Origin of the sequence: Actinoplanes sp. URMC 104 (assembly GCF_051386375.1) — a bacterium.
GTDB lineage: Bacteria > Actinomycetota > Actinomycetes > Mycobacteriales > Micromonosporaceae > Actinoplanes.
Map to the genome: position 1 here is coordinate 1,163,336 of NZ_JBPQTO010000002.1, position 14,200 is coordinate 1,177,535.

Annotated in this window: 18 protein-coding genes; 4 read left to right on the forward strand and 14 right to left on the reverse strand. The window is 72.2% G+C overall.

The window, feature by feature from the left end; all coding sequences use genetic code 11:
* Positions 1-45: 45 nt before the first annotated feature.
* Positions 46-1,242, forward strand: a complete 1,197-nt coding sequence (locus ACSNN8_RS06355; protein ID WP_436647526.1) for a tyrosine-type recombinase/integrase — start codon at positions 46-48, stop codon at positions 1,240-1,242.
* 17 nt (positions 1,243-1,259) lie between these two features.
* Positions 1,260-2,447 carry an aminotransferase class V-fold PLP-dependent enzyme gene (locus ACSNN8_RS06360; protein ID WP_436647527.1) on the forward strand — a complete coding sequence of 396 codons (1,188 nt, stop codon included), beginning with the start codon at positions 1,260-1,262 and terminating at the stop codon, positions 2,445-2,447.
* Here ACSNN8_RS06360 and ACSNN8_RS06365 read toward each other — a convergent pair.
* From ACSNN8_RS06365 to proS, 13 genes are all read right to left on the reverse strand, one after another.
* Positions 2,435-2,869 carry a M23 family metallopeptidase gene (locus ACSNN8_RS06365; RefSeq protein ID WP_436647529.1) on the reverse strand — a complete coding sequence of 145 codons (435 nt, stop codon included), beginning with the start codon at positions 2,867-2,869 and terminating at the stop codon, positions 2,435-2,437. The genes ACSNN8_RS06360 and ACSNN8_RS06365 overlap by 13 nt on opposite strands.
* A 92-nt stretch (positions 2,870-2,961) precedes the next feature.
* Positions 2,962-3,285 carry a DUF2469 domain-containing protein gene (locus tag ACSNN8_RS06370; RefSeq protein ID WP_097318465.1) on the reverse strand — a complete coding sequence of 108 codons (324 nt, stop codon included), beginning with the start codon at positions 3,283-3,285 and terminating at the stop codon, positions 2,962-2,964.
* The gene (locus ACSNN8_RS06375) at positions 3,282-4,145 is read right to left on the reverse strand and encodes a ribonuclease HII (RefSeq protein WP_436647530.1); all 864 of its coding nucleotides are present in this window, start codon (positions 4,143-4,145) and stop codon (positions 3,282-3,284) included. Before ACSNN8_RS06375 ends, ACSNN8_RS06370 begins: the two co-directional genes overlap by 4 nt.
* On the reverse strand, positions 4,145-4,591 hold the full coding sequence (locus ACSNN8_RS06380; RefSeq protein WP_436647531.1) for an NUDIX hydrolase: 447 nt from the start codon (positions 4,589-4,591) through the stop codon (positions 4,145-4,147). The genes ACSNN8_RS06375 and ACSNN8_RS06380 overlap by 1 nt, the downstream gene beginning before the upstream one ends.
* Positions 4,592-4,635: 44 nt before the next feature.
* Entirely contained in the window at positions 4,636-5,277 is a 642-nt protein-coding gene (gene lepB, locus ACSNN8_RS06385) for a signal peptidase I (protein WP_436647532.1), read from the reverse strand.
* Positions 5,274-6,158 (reverse strand): signal peptidase I, encoded by an 885-nt coding sequence (lepB, locus tag ACSNN8_RS06390; protein ID WP_436647534.1) that lies wholly within the window; start codon positions 6,156-6,158, stop codon positions 5,274-5,276. Before lepB (ACSNN8_RS06390) ends, lepB (ACSNN8_RS06385) begins: the two co-directional genes overlap by 4 nt.
* A gap of 157 nt (positions 6,159-6,315) precedes the next feature.
* Positions 6,316-6,672 carry a 50S ribosomal protein L19 gene (rplS, locus tag ACSNN8_RS06395; protein ID WP_436647535.1) on the reverse strand — a complete coding sequence of 119 codons (357 nt, stop codon included), beginning with the start codon at positions 6,670-6,672 and terminating at the stop codon, positions 6,316-6,318.
* 124 nt (positions 6,673-6,796) lie between these two features.
* Entirely contained in the window at positions 6,797-7,555 is a 759-nt protein-coding gene (gene trmD, locus ACSNN8_RS06400) for a tRNA (guanosine(37)-N1)-methyltransferase TrmD (protein WP_436647536.1), read from the reverse strand.
* Positions 7,555-8,118 (reverse strand): ribosome maturation factor RimM, encoded by a 564-nt coding sequence (gene rimM / locus ACSNN8_RS06405; protein WP_436647538.1) that lies wholly within the window; start codon positions 8,116-8,118, stop codon positions 7,555-7,557. The genes trmD and rimM overlap by 1 nt, the downstream gene beginning before the upstream one ends.
* 3 nt (positions 8,119-8,121) lie before the next feature.
* A complete protein-coding gene (locus ACSNN8_RS06410; RefSeq protein ID WP_014447131.1) occupies positions 8,122-8,379 on the reverse strand; it encodes an RNA-binding protein in 258 nt (85 codons plus the stop codon).
* The gene (gene rpsP, locus ACSNN8_RS06415) at positions 8,357-8,863 is read right to left on the reverse strand and encodes a 30S ribosomal protein S16 (protein WP_436647539.1); all 507 of its coding nucleotides are present in this window, start codon (positions 8,861-8,863) and stop codon (positions 8,357-8,359) included. The genes ACSNN8_RS06410 and rpsP overlap by 23 nt, the downstream gene beginning before the upstream one ends.
* Positions 8,864-9,045: 182 nt before the next feature.
* Positions 9,046-9,702 (reverse strand): DUF402 domain-containing protein, encoded by a 657-nt coding sequence (locus ACSNN8_RS06420; RefSeq protein WP_436649435.1) that lies wholly within the window; start codon positions 9,700-9,702, stop codon positions 9,046-9,048.
* Positions 9,699-11,105, reverse strand: a complete 1,407-nt coding sequence (gene proS, locus ACSNN8_RS06425; protein WP_436647541.1) for a proline--tRNA ligase — start codon at positions 11,103-11,105, stop codon at positions 9,699-9,701. Before proS ends, ACSNN8_RS06420 begins: the two co-directional genes overlap by 4 nt.
* Before the next feature lie 79 nt (positions 11,106-11,184).
* Here proS and ACSNN8_RS06430 point away from each other — a divergent pair, with 79 nt between their 5' ends.
* A complete protein-coding gene (locus ACSNN8_RS06430; RefSeq protein WP_436647542.1) occupies positions 11,185-11,691 on the forward strand; it encodes a SigE family RNA polymerase sigma factor in 507 nt (168 codons plus the stop codon).
* Entirely contained in the window at positions 11,681-13,129 is a 1,449-nt protein-coding gene (locus ACSNN8_RS06435) for an outer membrane protein assembly factor BamB family protein (protein ID WP_436647544.1), read from the forward strand. The genes ACSNN8_RS06430 and ACSNN8_RS06435 overlap by 11 nt, the downstream gene beginning before the upstream one ends.
* Here ACSNN8_RS06435 and ACSNN8_RS06440 read toward each other — a convergent pair.
* Positions 13,119-14,198 carry an amidohydrolase family protein gene (locus ACSNN8_RS06440; protein ID WP_436647545.1) on the reverse strand — a complete coding sequence of 360 codons (1,080 nt, stop codon included), beginning with the start codon at positions 14,196-14,198 and terminating at the stop codon, positions 13,119-13,121. The two genes, ACSNN8_RS06435 and ACSNN8_RS06440, sit on opposite strands and share 11 nt — an antisense overlap.
* Positions 14,199-14,200: the final 2 nt, after the last annotated feature.

Sequence of the window (14,200 nt, forward strand, 5' to 3'; positions counted from 1 at the left end):
CAGTCTAGGAACGTCCGGCAAGACGCGCGTGGCCGCTTGACGATCATGCGCGGAGCGAAGAACGTCGACACGGTGGGGACGCGGGAACTGCACGAAAGACTGCCGCCGGAGATGCGCGAGGCGGTGGACGACTTCGGCCATCACCTCGCCCGGGTCGACAACCGATCGGCGGAGACGGTACGGGCGTATCTCGGCGACGTCGTCTCGTTGCTCGACCACGCGGCCGACACCGGCGCCACCACGCTTGCGGAACTGGACATCGTGCTGTTGCGTGGTTGGCTCGCGGCCCGTATGCGGCAGGGCGCGGCGCGTGCGTCGCAGGCCCGCCGGGCGGCCGCGGCGCGTTCGTTCACCGCATGGGCGAAGCGCTCGGGCCGCACGGCGTCCGACCCGGGCGCGCACCTGGTGAGCCCCCGCGCCCATCGAGGCCTGCCCACTGTGCTCCGCGCCGACCAGGCCGCCGCGCTCGTGGAGGGCCGCCGCCTGCGCGAGCCCGCGCTGCAGAGCGGAACCGCGGAGGCGCAGGCAAGGGGGGAAAAGAGCGGCGCGCAAAGCACCGAGTGGCCCGAAGGCCAGCACTCGGGTGCTGCCGCAAAGGACGGTGGCGGCGGGAGGCGGGACGCGCACGGCGGACGGCCGGCGGACGCAGGACAAGAAAGGGGCGCGGGCCGAGACGGCGGCGCGGGCGCGGGACTGGACGCGGGCGCGGGACGAGACGCGGGCGCGGGTGGGCGGGATGCCGAAGGGCTGCGGGACAGGGCTGTGCTGGAGCTTCTCTACGCGACGGGCGTGCGGGTGAGTGAACTCTGCGGCCTCAACCAGGCGGACCTCGACGAGGCGCGGCGGGTGGTGCGGGTGTTCGGCAAGGGCGCCAAGGAGAGGGCCGTCCCCTATGGGCTGCCGGCCCAGCGCGCCCTGGACGACTGGCGCCGGCTGGGGCGGCCGGAGTTCGCGAACGAGCTGAGCGGCGACGCGCTGTTCCTCGGGGTCAAGGGGGGACGGCTGCAGCAGACCGTCGTACGGCGCATCGTGGACGCGGCCGCGCGGGCGGCGGGGCTCCCGCACACCAAGCCGCACGACCTGCGCCACTCGGCGGCGACCCACCTGCTCGACGGCGGGGCCGACCTGCGCGCGGTGCAGGATCTGCTCGGGCACGCCTCGCTGTCGAGCACGCAGATCTACACCCATGTGTCCACCGAACGACTGCGGGCGGCGTTCAAACAGGCGCACCCGCGGGCGTGACCCCGTACGATCGAAGGGTGAGCGCCGGAGAACCGCCCGCAGCCGTTCCCGGCGCCCGTCTTCTGTTCTCGCTCGACCCCGGCGTGTCCTATCTCAACCACGGCGCGTTCGGGGCGGTGCCGATCGCGGTGCAGCGCGCCCAGCAGCGGCTGCGCGACGAGATCGAGGCGAACCCGCTGCGCTTCTATGCCCAAGGGCTCGGCGACCGCGTCATCCATACCCGACGGCACCTCGCGTCGTTCCTCGGCGCCGACCCCGAGCACAGCGCGCTGGTGCCGAACACGACGGCCGCCGTCTCGCTCGTGCTCAACTCGGTGAAGCTCGAACCGGCCGACGAGGTGCTGCTGACCGACCACAGCTACGGCGCCGTCGCGCTCGCCGCCCGCCGCCGCTGCCGACGGGCGGGCGCCACCGTACGGACCGTCGCGCTGCCGATGCCCGCGAGCGACGCCGAGCTGGTCGCCCGGGTGCGCTCGGCGCTGCGCCCGGGCCGCACCAAGCTGCTGATCGTCGACCAGATCGCCTCGGCGACCGCGATGACCTTTCCGGTCCGCGAGATCGCCGCCGCCGCGCACGAGCACGACATCCCGGTGCTGGTCGACGCGGCGCACGTGCCCGGCCAGCTCCCGGTCGACGTGGCCGCGATCCGCGCCGATTTCTGGGTGGGCAACCTGCACAAGTGGGCCTTCGCCCCGCGCGGCACCGCGCTGCTCTCGGTCGCGCCGCAGTGGCGCCGCCACATGGAGCCGCTGATCGTCTCGTGGGACCAGGACCAGGGTTTCCCGCACGCGGTGGAGTCGCAGGGGACGGTCGACTACACCCCGTGGCTGGCCGCGCCGACGGGCCTGTTCACCTTGCGCACGCTCGGCTGGGACGACGTGCGCGCCCACAACGCCGCGCTCGCCGCGTACGGCCAGCGGGTGCTCGCCGAGGCCCTCGGCGTGCCGGCCGGGGAGCTGCCCCGGCCCGCCGACCCCGACCTCGCGATGCGCGTCGTGCCGCTGCCCTCGGGTCTGGCCACCACGCCGCCCGAGGCCAAGGAGCTGCGCCAGCACATCGCCGACAAGCTGGCCGTGGAGACCGCCGTGAACGCGTGGGGAGGGCGCGGCCTGCTGCGGCTGAGCGCGCAGGTCTACAACCGCCCCGACGAGTACGACCGGCTGGCCGAGCGGCTCCCCCAGCTGTTGCACGATTACCGCCGCTGATCGACCGGCAGCAGCCGCACCCGGCCGAGGCCGAGCAGGGCGAGCGGGTCGAGGTAGAGCGGGCCCCGGCGCAGACCCCAATGCAGGCAGGCAGCGGCCGGGCAGCCCGGATGCCCCGGCTGGAGCCGCCCGAGCGGATCACCGCGCGCGACGACCTCGCCGACCGACACCGAGGCGGTCACCGGCTCGTACGTCGTCCGCAGCCCACCGGCGTGCGCGACGCTGACCACGCCCCGCCCCGCGACGAGCCCGGCGAACAGCACGGTGCCCGGCCCGGCGGACCGGACGGGAGAAGCCGGCGCACCAGCGAGGTCGACCCCGCGGTGCCCGGACAGCCAGCGCTCGGCCGGCGGGTCGAAGGGCCGGGACACGGACGGGGGAACAACCGGCCAGCCGAAGGCCAGCAGAATCAGCAGCAGCATGGCCGCCACCCTGGCGGATCGGGCCCGGGCCCGCGACCGCCCCTGTGGAGGAGCCGGCGTTGTGGAAAACGCGGCCCAGGGGCCGCGGCGTGCTAGTTGCCGAAGCCCGCGTCGTCGGGCAGGGAGATGTCCGGTTTCTCCAGTTCCTCGACGTTGACGTCCTTGAACGTCATGACCCGCACGTTCTTGACGAACCGAGCCGGGCGGTACATGTCCCACACCCAGGCGTCGTGCATCTCGACCTCGAAATACACCTCGCCGTCGGAGTTGCGCACGTGCAGGTCGACCTGGTTGGCCAGGTAGAACCGGCGCTCCGTCTCCACCACGTAGGAGAACTGGCGGACGATGTCGCGGTACTCCCGGTAGAGCTGCAGCTCCATCTCGGTCTCGTACTTCTCGAGATCCTCTGCGCTCATCGCTTCTCGCCCTCCATGGCCTCATCTTCCCCCACCGACGGCGACGGCTGAGGCTGGTCGCCCGACGCCACGCCGACGGTACTCCCAGCGCCCGACGACGACACCGGCGACTCGGCCGACGAAAAAGCGCCGGATGCATCAAACAGTACTGGCTGGTCCGCTTCCGGCACCACGCGCTGCACCGGACGCCTGGCGCGTGGCGGACGGTTGCCACGCCCGGAGACAGCGGCGACATTGACGTACGAGAACCGGTGCTCCGCGCAGGGCCCGTGGGCCTTGAGCGCCGCGCTGTGCTCGTCGGTGATGTAGCCCTTGTGCACGGCGAACCCGTACGCCGGGAACTGGTCGTGCATCTCGACCATGATGCGGTCCCGGGTGACCTTGGCGAGCACGCTGGCCGCCGCCACGCACGCCGCCACCCGGTCGCCCTTCCACACCGCGAGTCCGGGCACGCCCAGCCCGTCGACCGGGAACCCGTCGGTCAGCACGTACTCCGGCCGGGTGGTCAGCGACGCGAGCGCGCGCCGCATCGCCGCGAGGTTGCACACGTGCAGACCCCGGGCGTCGACCTCGGTGGCCGGCACGATCACCACGGAGTACGCCAGCGCCCGCGCGACGACCTGCTCGTAGACGCGCTCGCGGGCGGCCGGGGTGAGCAGCTTGGAGTCGGCCAGCTCGTCGATCTCGCCGCGCTTGCCCTCGGGCAGCACGGCCGCGGCGGCCACGAGCGGCCCGGCGCAGGCGCCCCGGCCGGCCTCGTCGGCACCGGCCACGTGGCGGAAGCCGCGGCGTTGCAGGGCGCGCTCGAGGGCGTAGAGGCCGCCCTCGCGGCGGACCACGGTGCGCGGAGGAGCGAGCATCAGCGGGCCCGCCGCAGCAGCTCGGGCAGCTCGACCGGGTAGATCGACTCGGAGCTGGCCTCGATCTCGTCGGCCGACCACCAGCGGTGGCCGGTGATGGTCGCGAGCTCGTCCGCGTTCATGCCTGCGGTGTCGACCTGCCAGCCCGGCACCCGCAGCAGGAAGAACTCCTGCTGCTGGCGGTAGTCGCGGGCGTCGTAGCTGAACTCGGTCACCTGACGCCAGTACGGCTCGCCCAGGTCGGCGGGGTCGACCCGCAGGCCCACCTCTTCGAAGAGCTCGCGGGCGGCGCCCTGCGCGGGCGTCTCGCCGCTGTTGAGGCCGCCGCCGGGGGTGAACCACCAGTTCGTGCCGGGGCGGGCCGGATCGCCGCCGTGGAGCAGCAGGGCCCGCCCGGCCGGGTCGACCAGCAGCACGCGGGCGGCGCGGCGTTCGACTACGGTCACGCGACCAAGCCTATTGCGCCGATCGTGGATCTTGAGAGCGGGTGTTACTTGGGGTCCGGGATCTTGCTGAAGCCGTTCGGCACCGAGAGCCACGTCGCGCGCCCGACCGGCCAGAACACGGTGAACGCCCGGCCGACGATCGAGTCCTCCGGGATCGTCGCCTCCTGCACGTTGCCCTCGGTGTCCTGCCAGTGCTCGAGGGAGTCGCCCGAGGCCGACCGGTGGTCGCCCATCACCCAGAGCCGGTCCTTCGGCACGGTGACCTCGAAGTCGGTGTCGGCGGGCGCGTCCTGCTCGCCGGCCTCGTTGCGGAAGATGTACGGCTCGTCGAGCGTCACACCGTTGATCTCGAGCTTGCCGACCTCGGACTTGTAGACGATGCGGTCGCCCGGAACGCCGATGATGCGCTTGATGAAGTCCTCGCCCTCGGCGCCCGACTGCCACTCGGTCGGCGCCTCGAAGACGATGATCTCGCCGCGGCGGGGCTCACGGAAGTCGTAGACCAGCTTGTTGACGAGCACCCGGTCGAGCACGTTGAGCGTGTGCTCCATGGACGGGGACGGGATGTAGAACGTCTGCAGCACGAAGGCCCGCACCAGGACGGCGACCAGCACCGCAACGCCCAGAAGGATCGGAAGCTCGCGCCAGAACGAACTCTTGCGCTTTTCCGTCTGCTCGTCAATCACGAGGGGAGCCTACGTCGCCGGGTCACGAACGGCAGTCCGGAACGCGCGGAGAACGCCGCACTCAACAGAAAGGGGAAGGCGAAAAACTCCGTCGCGGGCTTCTCGCGGCGCAGCGGGGCGCCGGCCGTGGGACGGTCCGCGGCGTACGTCTTCCAGACGTCGGGCACCGAGAGGCTGGTGAAGTGGTTGCTCGGCCAGACGATCACGAAGGCGCGCCCGATGACGTTGCTGATCGGCACCGGCCCCTGGCAGCGCGCGTCCTGCGAGACGGCGCGATGGTCGCCCATGACGAACATCTCACCGGCCGGGACGGTCACCTCCGTGAAGCGGCGGCTCGTGCACTGGTTGGGGTTGGGCGGCTGGTTGAGATCGGAGTTGAACCCGTCGGCGATGTACGCCTCGTCGATGCCCACGCCGTTGACCATGATCCGGCCCTTGGCGTCGCAGCAGGCGATCTTGTCGCCGGGCAGGCCGATCACCCGTTTGATGAAGTCGCGCTCACCCGGCCGGCTGACACCCACCAGGTCGCCGATCGTCCGGCCCAGCTTGGCCCCGAACGTGTTGCTGACCGGCTCGGTGACCTCGGGCGTCCAGTTCTCGTCGCCGCGGAACACCACGATCTCGCCGCGCACCGGGTCGCGCATGTCGTAGATGACCTTGTTGACCAGCACCCGGTCCTTGACCTGCAGCGTGTTCTCCATCGACCCGCTGGGGATGTAGAACGCCTGCACCAGGAACGTGCGGATGAGCACGGCAAGGCAGAAGGCGACCACCAGCAGGAGCGGCAGCTCCTGCCAGAGGGGCATCTCCTTGCGCCGGATCATCGACCGCCGCCGCCGAGAGGCCGGGCCGTAGCCCTCCATCGGTTCCACGCTTCGCATCTCCCGCCGCCGACCGGCCGAAATCACCCCGGATACAGCACTACCGCCCGAGTGTTTCCCCTCGCGGGGACTTACGGGCGGTAGTGCTGCAAGGGTTCACACTGATCCCATCCGGCACACGACAAGCATATGGCGCGTGCGCACGGATCGATGTGGATCAGACGGTCTGCTTCTCCCGAAGCTCCTTGATCTTGGCCTTCTTGCCCCGGAGCTCGCGCAGGTAGTAGAGCTTGGCGCGGCGGACGTCACCGCGGCTCACGACCTCGATCCGGTCGATCGCCGGGCTGTTGAGCGGGTAGGTCCGCTCGACGCCGACACCGAAGCTGATCTTGCGGATCTTGAAGGTCTCGCGCAGCCCGGCGCCCTGCCGGCCGATCACGACGCCCTGGAAGATCTGGACGCGGGAGCGGTTGCCTTCGACGACCCGGGCGTACACCTTGAGGGTGTCACCGGCGCGGAAGTCGGGAATGTCGGTGCGCTGCGACTGGGCGTCGAGAGCGTCCAGCGTGTTCATCGCTGCATCCTCGTTCTTCGGAGCGCACCGGGAGTTCGGTGCGCGGCTGGGTGATTCTGATCCTCCGTGACTGCAGAGGATCCTCGACTTCGCTCCGCGGCGCGGGGCGAAATCGGCAACCTCCCTACTTTGCCACACCGGGCGGCGTGATCCGAAATCCGCCCTCGTCCAACGTGCGTCTGTCCGCCTTGTCGAGACGCTCGGACGGGTACGCCGCCATCATGTCGGGCCGCCGGGAGGCCGTACGCAGGAGGCTCTGATCGCGGCGCCACCGGGCGATGCGCCCGTGGTCGCCGGACCTCAGCACGGACGGGACCTCGTGATCGCGCCACGTGGCCGGCTTGGTGTAGACGGGCGCCTCGAGCAGCCCCGCGGCGTGCGACTCCTCGGTCAGCGAGTCCGCGTTGCCCAGCACCCCCGGCAGCAGCCGGGTCACGGCCTCCATGATCACGATGACCGCGACCTCGCCGCCGAACAGCACGTAGTCGCCGAGCGAGACCTCCCGCACCGGCATCCGCGCGGCCGCGTCGTCGATGACCCGCTGGTCGATCCCCTCGTAGCGCCCGCAGGCGAAGATCAGGTGGTCGAGCTCGGCGAACGCGTGCGCGTCGGCCTGGGTGAACGGCTTGCCCACCGGCGACGGCACGATCAGCGTGCCCGCACCGACCGCGTCGAGCGCCTGCCCCCACGGCTCCGGCCGCATCACCATGCCCGGACCGCCGCCGTACGGGGTGTCGTCGACCGTGCGGTGCACGTCGGTGGTCCACGTCCGCAGGTCGTGCACGGCCACGTCGAGCAGCCCGGAGGCCCGCGCCTTGCCGATCAGCGAGAGCTCGAGCGGGACGAAGTACTCCGGGAAGATCGAGATGATGTCGACGCGCACTACAGATCCAGCAGGCCCTCGGGCAGCTCGACCACGACGCGGCCCCCGGCGAGGTCGACGGTCGGGACGATCGCGGTCACGAACGGGATCAGCGCGGTGCCGCCGGCCGCCTTCTTCAGCACGATCAGGTCGGACGCGGGAGCGTGCTCGATGCGGTCGACCGTGCCGTGCACCGTGCCGTCGGCCGACTCGACCCGCAGCCCGATCAGCTGGTGGTCGTGGAACTCGTCCGGGTCGTCCGGCGGCGTCAGCTCGGCGCTGTCGACCTGCAGGAACACGCCGCGCAGCGCCTCGGCGAGGTTGCGGTCGTAGATGTTCTCGAACACGGCGATGCCGCGGCCCTGATGCCAGCGGATCGACTCGAGCTTGAGCTGTTTCGGCACTTCGAACGCGACGCCGGGAACGGCCGCCGGGCCGGTGCTCACCCGGCGGTCCCGGGGGACCTCCGTGGCGAACACCGACCCGGGGACGAAACGTTCCTCTGGTTCGTCGGTCCGCACGACGACCGAGACCTCGCCCCGGATGCCGTGCGGCTTACCGATCTGGCCGACTACCAGGAGCATCGGTCAGTACGCGTCGACGATGTCGACGCGGATGCCGCGCCCACCGATCGACCCGATGACCTGCCTCAGGGCCTTGGCCGTGCGACCGCCGCGCCCGATGACCGTGCCCAGGTCCTCCGGGTGCACGCGGACCTCGAGCCGCTTGCCGCGGCGCGAGTCGACGAGCCGCACCCGGACGTCGTCCGGGTTGTCGACGATGCCCTTGACGAGGTGCTCCAGCGCCGGCCGGAGCGCCCCGTCAGCTCGCGTCGGCGCCGGCACCGGCCGGGTCCTCTGCGTCTGCCGCGACGGCCTCACGGTTCGGCTCGGCCGGGTCGACGGCCTTGGTCTGCTCCGGGCGAGCCGCAGCAGCCTCGGGGCCCGCCGGGGCCTTCTTCGCCGGCTTGGCCGGGGTGTCGGCGACGCCGGCGGCCGACTTGGCCTCGGCCTCGTAGACCTCGGTGCGGCTCTGCTTCGGCTCCTTGACGAGCAGCGGCGGCGGGGCGGGGAGGCCCTTGAACTGCTGCCAGTCGCCGGTCTTCTCGAGGATGCGCTGCACGGCCTCGCTCGGCTGCGCGCCGACCGAGAGCCAGTACTGCACGCGCTCGGACTTGACCTGGATCACCGAGGGGTGTTCCTTCGGCTGGTAGATGCCGACGTACTCGATGGCGCGGCCGTCGCGCTTGGTGCGCGAGTCGGCGACGACGATGCGGTACTGCGGGTTGCGGATCTTGCCCATCCGCAGGAGCCGGATCTTAACGGCCACGGTTCTCTTCGCTCCTGAATGACTGCGAGGTTGAGCCGGCGGCGACCCCCGTGGGGACAGGGGAGCCGAAGTCTCATGGACTGGCATCGCAGAGGGGTTAGAGGGCGCCTCACGCGAGCCGGATACCAAGGAGCCATTCTGCCAGACGAAACAGCGTGGCTCCCAATCGGGCACCGAAGGCGTCAGAATTCGCGGGCGACCGGCGGCCGGTCCCAGCCCGGCGGCACCTCGCGCGGCACCGGCCAGGCCGGATCGGGGCGGAAATCGGTCCAGGTGCCGTCGAACGGGAACTCGCCCGCCTCGGCCATCTTGATGATCCGGCGGCCCTCCGCCCACACCGTGGCCTCGTCGCGCACCCAGTAGTGCTGCGGCAGGGCCAGCCGCTCGGCGAACTCGTCCTCGTCCTTGAACTCCCACGACAGGTCGGGGTGCACCACCACGTCGAGGTCCTGGTCGATGACGTCGACGCCGGCCACGTGACCGTCGTCCCAGCGCAGCGCCCGGTACTCGAGGTTGACGTACCAGTGGGTGAAGGCGCCGCGGTCGTCGCGGAAGAACCAGACCGAGTGGTCGGCGCCCGGCGGCAGGAACTTGAGCAGCCCGGGGCCCTGCCACGTGGACGGAACCACCCGGTACTGCTGCCGGACCCACTCGGTGAACGGCATGTCGCGGATGCCGCGCCCGTCCACCGCCTCCTCGACCATCACGGCCGAGCCGCGGGCCAGCCACAGCAGCAGCCCGCGCTCGTCGTCGGAGACGACCCGGCACGGGCGGACCGAGGCCAGCCGCGGGCCGTCGATGTTGCGGTACAGGACCTGACGGCCCGGGGCGAACATCAGTAGGAGCGGGCCAGATAGGCGACCAGGCCGTCCTCGCTGTCGGAGTCGGGCATCGAGCCGTCGGCGCGGGTCAGGCAGCGCACGGTGACCGCCTTGCCGTTGGCCTCCTTCTCCCCCGCCTCGCCGACCGCCGACCACGGCACCCGCGCCCAGCCGGTCTGCGCGGCCTCGATCGCCTCGCCCAGCGTCTTGACCTCGACCGTGTTCGCCTGCCGGAACGCCAGCGCCTCGTCGTAGAGCCGCTGCTGGTCGGCCTCGAGCGCGGCGCTGACCGCGCCCACCACCTCGGCCAGCGGGGTCGGCGTCTTGGAGCCGTCGACCCGGCGCGCGATCGTGACGCTGCCGCCGGCGAGGTCGCGCGGCCCCACCTCGATGCGGATCGGGACGCCCTGGAGCTCGGCGTCCACGGCGCGGCGGCCGAACGGGATGTCGGCCCGGTCGTCGAGCTTCACCCGTACGCCCGCGGTCTTGAGCTCGTCGCGCAGCTTGCCCGCCGCCTCGGCGACGCCCTCGCCCGCCTTGACCACCATGACCTGCACCTGGATCGGCGCGAGCCGCGGCGGCAGCCGCAGGCCGTTGTCGTCGCCGTGCACCATGATCAGGCCGCCCATCATGCGGGTGGAGGTGCCCCACGAGGTGGTCCAGGCGTGCTCGACCTTGCCCTCCTTGGAGGAGTACGTGATGTCGAACGCCTTCGCGAAGTTCTGGCCCAGCTCGTGCGAGGTGCCCATCTGCAGCGCCTTGGTGTCGCCCATCATGGCCTCGACGGTCATGGTGTTGGTGGCGCCGGCGAAGCGCTCGCCCTTGGTCTTGCGGCCGGGCACGACCGGGATGGCCAGCAGCTCCTCCATGAACGCCTGGTAGACGTTGTGGTGGATGTTGCGGGCGTGCTCGCGGGCGTCGGCCTCGGTGGCGTGCGCGTCGTGGCCCTCCTGCCAGAGGAACTCGGTGGTGCGCAGGAACGTGCGCGGGCGCAGCTCCCAGCGCACGACGTTGGCCCACTGGTTGAGCAGCAGCGGCAGGTCGCGGTAGGAGTCGACCCACTTGGCCATGAACTCGCCGATCACCGTCTCGCTGGTCGGGCGCACCACCAGCGGCTCGGCGAGCTGCTTGCCGCCGGCGTGGGTGACCACGGCCAGCTCGGGCGAGAAGCCCTCCACGTGGTCGGCCTCGCGGCGCAGGTAGCTCTCGGGGATGAACAGCGGGAAGTAGGCGTTCTGCACGCCCTCTTCCTTGATCCGCAGGTCCATGTCGGCCTGCATGCGCTCCCAGATGGCCCAGCCCGTCGGCCGGATCACCATGGTGCCGCGCACGGGGCCGTTGTCCGCCAGCTGCGCCTTGGCGATCAGATCCTGGTACCAGCGGGGGAAGTCCTCCGCACGGGGAGTGAGCACACGAGCCATGAGGCGACATCCTAGTCGCGCCCCTTGTGCAACCCACCGGGTGGGCATCTCGTGTCCTCTGATGGGGGAGGCGAGGCCGATGAATGCCGTCGATGAGTTCGACGAGTTCTACCGGGACACGAGCCGGCGTCTGGCACGGTACGCCTACGGGCTGACCGGCGACGTGGCCGACGCCCAGGACCTCGTGCAGGAGGCGTACGCCCGGGCCTGGCAGCGGTGGCGGCGGCTGTCCGGCTACGAGGACCAGGAGGCGTGGCTACGGCTCGTGGTGAACCGGCTGTCGGCCGATCGGTGGCGGCGGATCGGCGTACGGCGGGCCCGGGCCGCGGCCGAGCCTCCCCCGCAGCCCGCCGCGCCGCCGTCGGAGGACACCGTGCTGCTGATCCGCGCGATGCGGACGCTGCCGACGGCCCACCGGCGGGCGCTGGCCCTGCACTACCTGCTCGACCGCTCGGTGGCCGAGATCGCCGCGGAGACGGGGGCGTCCACCGGGACCGTGAAGTCGTGGCTGTCCCGCGGCCGGGCGGGCCTGGCCGCCACGCTGGGCGTCGAGCGCGAGCCGGAAGGAGTCCGTGATGCCCGCTGATCTCGAAGAGCTGTTCGGAGGGCTGGGCCGCGCCGCGGACACCATCCCGCTGGTCCCGGCCGAGCGGGCCCGCCGCCGGGGCGAGCAGCGCACCCGCAACCAGGCGGCGGTCGCCGCGGCCGTCGTGGTGCTGGTCGCCGTGGGCGTGCTCGTGGGCCTGCGCGTGCAGCGGCAGCAGACCCATCCGGCCGACGTCGTACGCCCCCTGCCCCCGGTCGGCGCGCCGATCGGGTTCGGCGAGGCGGCGGTCAACGTGTCCACCGCGATCGCCGGCGACCGCGCGTACACCTCCTGGCGCACCGCCGACGGCTGGGTCCGGGTGGTCGCCGCCGACCTGCGCACCGGGGCGCGGTCGTGGACGGCCCGGACGGTGGCGCGCTCCGACGACTACAGCGGCGTCGCCGCGCTGCCGCAGGCCGTCGCGGTCTTCGTCGTCCCGGACGGCGACGACGTGCCGTCGGTCGGCACCACCGCGAACCGCAGGGTCCACGTCCTCGACCCGCTGACCGGCCGGGAACGCTGGAAGCGGGACCTCGGCGGAGCCGACGACGTGCTGCTCAACAGCCACGCCCTGGTGCGGATGGCCGCCGGCACCGGCCGCACCGAGGCGTACGACTGGCTCACCGGAGCCATCCGCTGGTCGGTGCCGCCGGGCACCGACCGTCCGGTGCGCACGGTCGCCGTGCGCGAGCCCGACGAACAGCACGGCGCCGTCTCCACCGACGACCGCCTGGTGCAGGTGACCGAGGCCGGCCGGGTCCGGGTGGTGCACGTGGCCGACGGGCAGGCGGTGCCGAAGGTGACCATCCCCGCGCCCGGCCAGGCCGACACGCACGTCGCGTACGGCGACATCCTCTACAACAGCGAGCGGAGCGGCGGCACCACCAGCCCCTGGCGCGTGCGGGCCACCGACCTGGGCACGCTGGAGTCGTGGGTGGTGCTGACGCTGCCCGCGGGGCACGACGTCGACTCGATGTGGCCGTGCGGGTACAAGCGGCTCTGCGTGATGGCCATGGGCCGCGCGTACCCGCAGACGACGGTGCGGTCCGTCGACGTGGCCGAGCGGCGCACGGTCTGGCAGCTCGGGGACTTCGACGGCGGCTACGGCGGCTCGATGGGCGAGCACACCCTGATCGGGACGATCGGCCAGAAACCTGCCGCCACGCTCTACGACTCCGCCGGGCGTCCCGTGTACGTCAACCGGACCGACGCGGTGGACTGGCTGGGCACGGACGCCTTGCTCGTGCAGCCGCTCGGCGGCCCCGGCCTGGTGCAGCGCGTCAGGCTGACCGACGGGCGGGCGACCGCTCTGGGCTGGTTGCCCGCGCCCGCGGCCGCCCACCCGGCGGGCGACGCGGTCGCGCCCTGCGTGCACAACGGCGAGCGGCTGGTCTGCCCCAGCTCCGTCGACGTGCGGATCTTCAGCCTCACCGGATGACGCGACCGCGCAGCACGATGCGGCTGGGGGCCCGTACGACGCGCAGGTCGCGGCGGGGGTCGGCCTCGTAGACCACCAGGTCGGCGAGGCCGCCCTCGACCAGCCCCGGGAAGCCCAGCCACTCGCGGGCCCGCCACGACCCCGCGGCGAGCACGTCCCCGGCGGGCAGCCCGGCGTCGGCGAGGATCAGCATCTCCTCGGCGACCAGCCCGTGGTGGATGCCGCCGCCCGCGTCGGTGCCCACGTAGATCGGCACGCCGGCCTCCCACGCCGCGCGCACCACCGACGGGAACCTGTCCCGCAGCGTGAGCATGTGGTCGGCGTACGTGTCGAACTTGCCCCTGGCCCGCTCCGCGATCCCGCCGAACGTCCTGATGTTGATCATCGTGGGGACCAGCGCCGTGCCGCGCCGGGCCATCTCGTCGATCAGGTCGAGCGACAGCCCCGTGCCGTGCTCGACCGAGTCGACGCCCGCGCGCACCATGATCTCGACGCCCTCCTCGGAGAACGTGTGCACGGCCGCGCGTGCGCCCTCCGCATGGGCTGCCTCGACGGCCGCCGCCATGGTCGCCGCGTCCCAGGAGGGCGCGAGGTCGCCGGTGTCCCGGCTGATCCAGTCGCCGACGAGCTTGACCCATCCGTTGCCGGCCTTGGCCTGCTCGGTGACGGCGGCCCGGACGTCGTCCACCCCGTCCACCTCGATGCCCACGTCGCGCAGATAGCGCCGTGGCGCCGCCACGTGCCGTCCCGCCCGCGCGAGCCGCGGGATGCCGTCCTCGTCCTCGAGCTCCGGATAGGGGTACGGCGAGCCGGCGTCGCGCAGCGCCAGCACGCCCGCGTCCCGGTCGGTGCGGGCCAGCTCGCGCGCCTGGTCGAGGCTCGTGATCGGCTTGGCCCCGTACGCGATCCCGAGGTGGCAGTGCGCGTCCACCAGCCCCGGCACCACGAACCCGCCGTCGCTGATCGTCTCGGCGTCCCGCACCGGCTCGTACGTGACCCGGTCCCCCACCAGCCAGAGGTCCCGGACTTCGCCGTCCGGCAGGATCGCTCCACGCACATGCAAGGCCATGC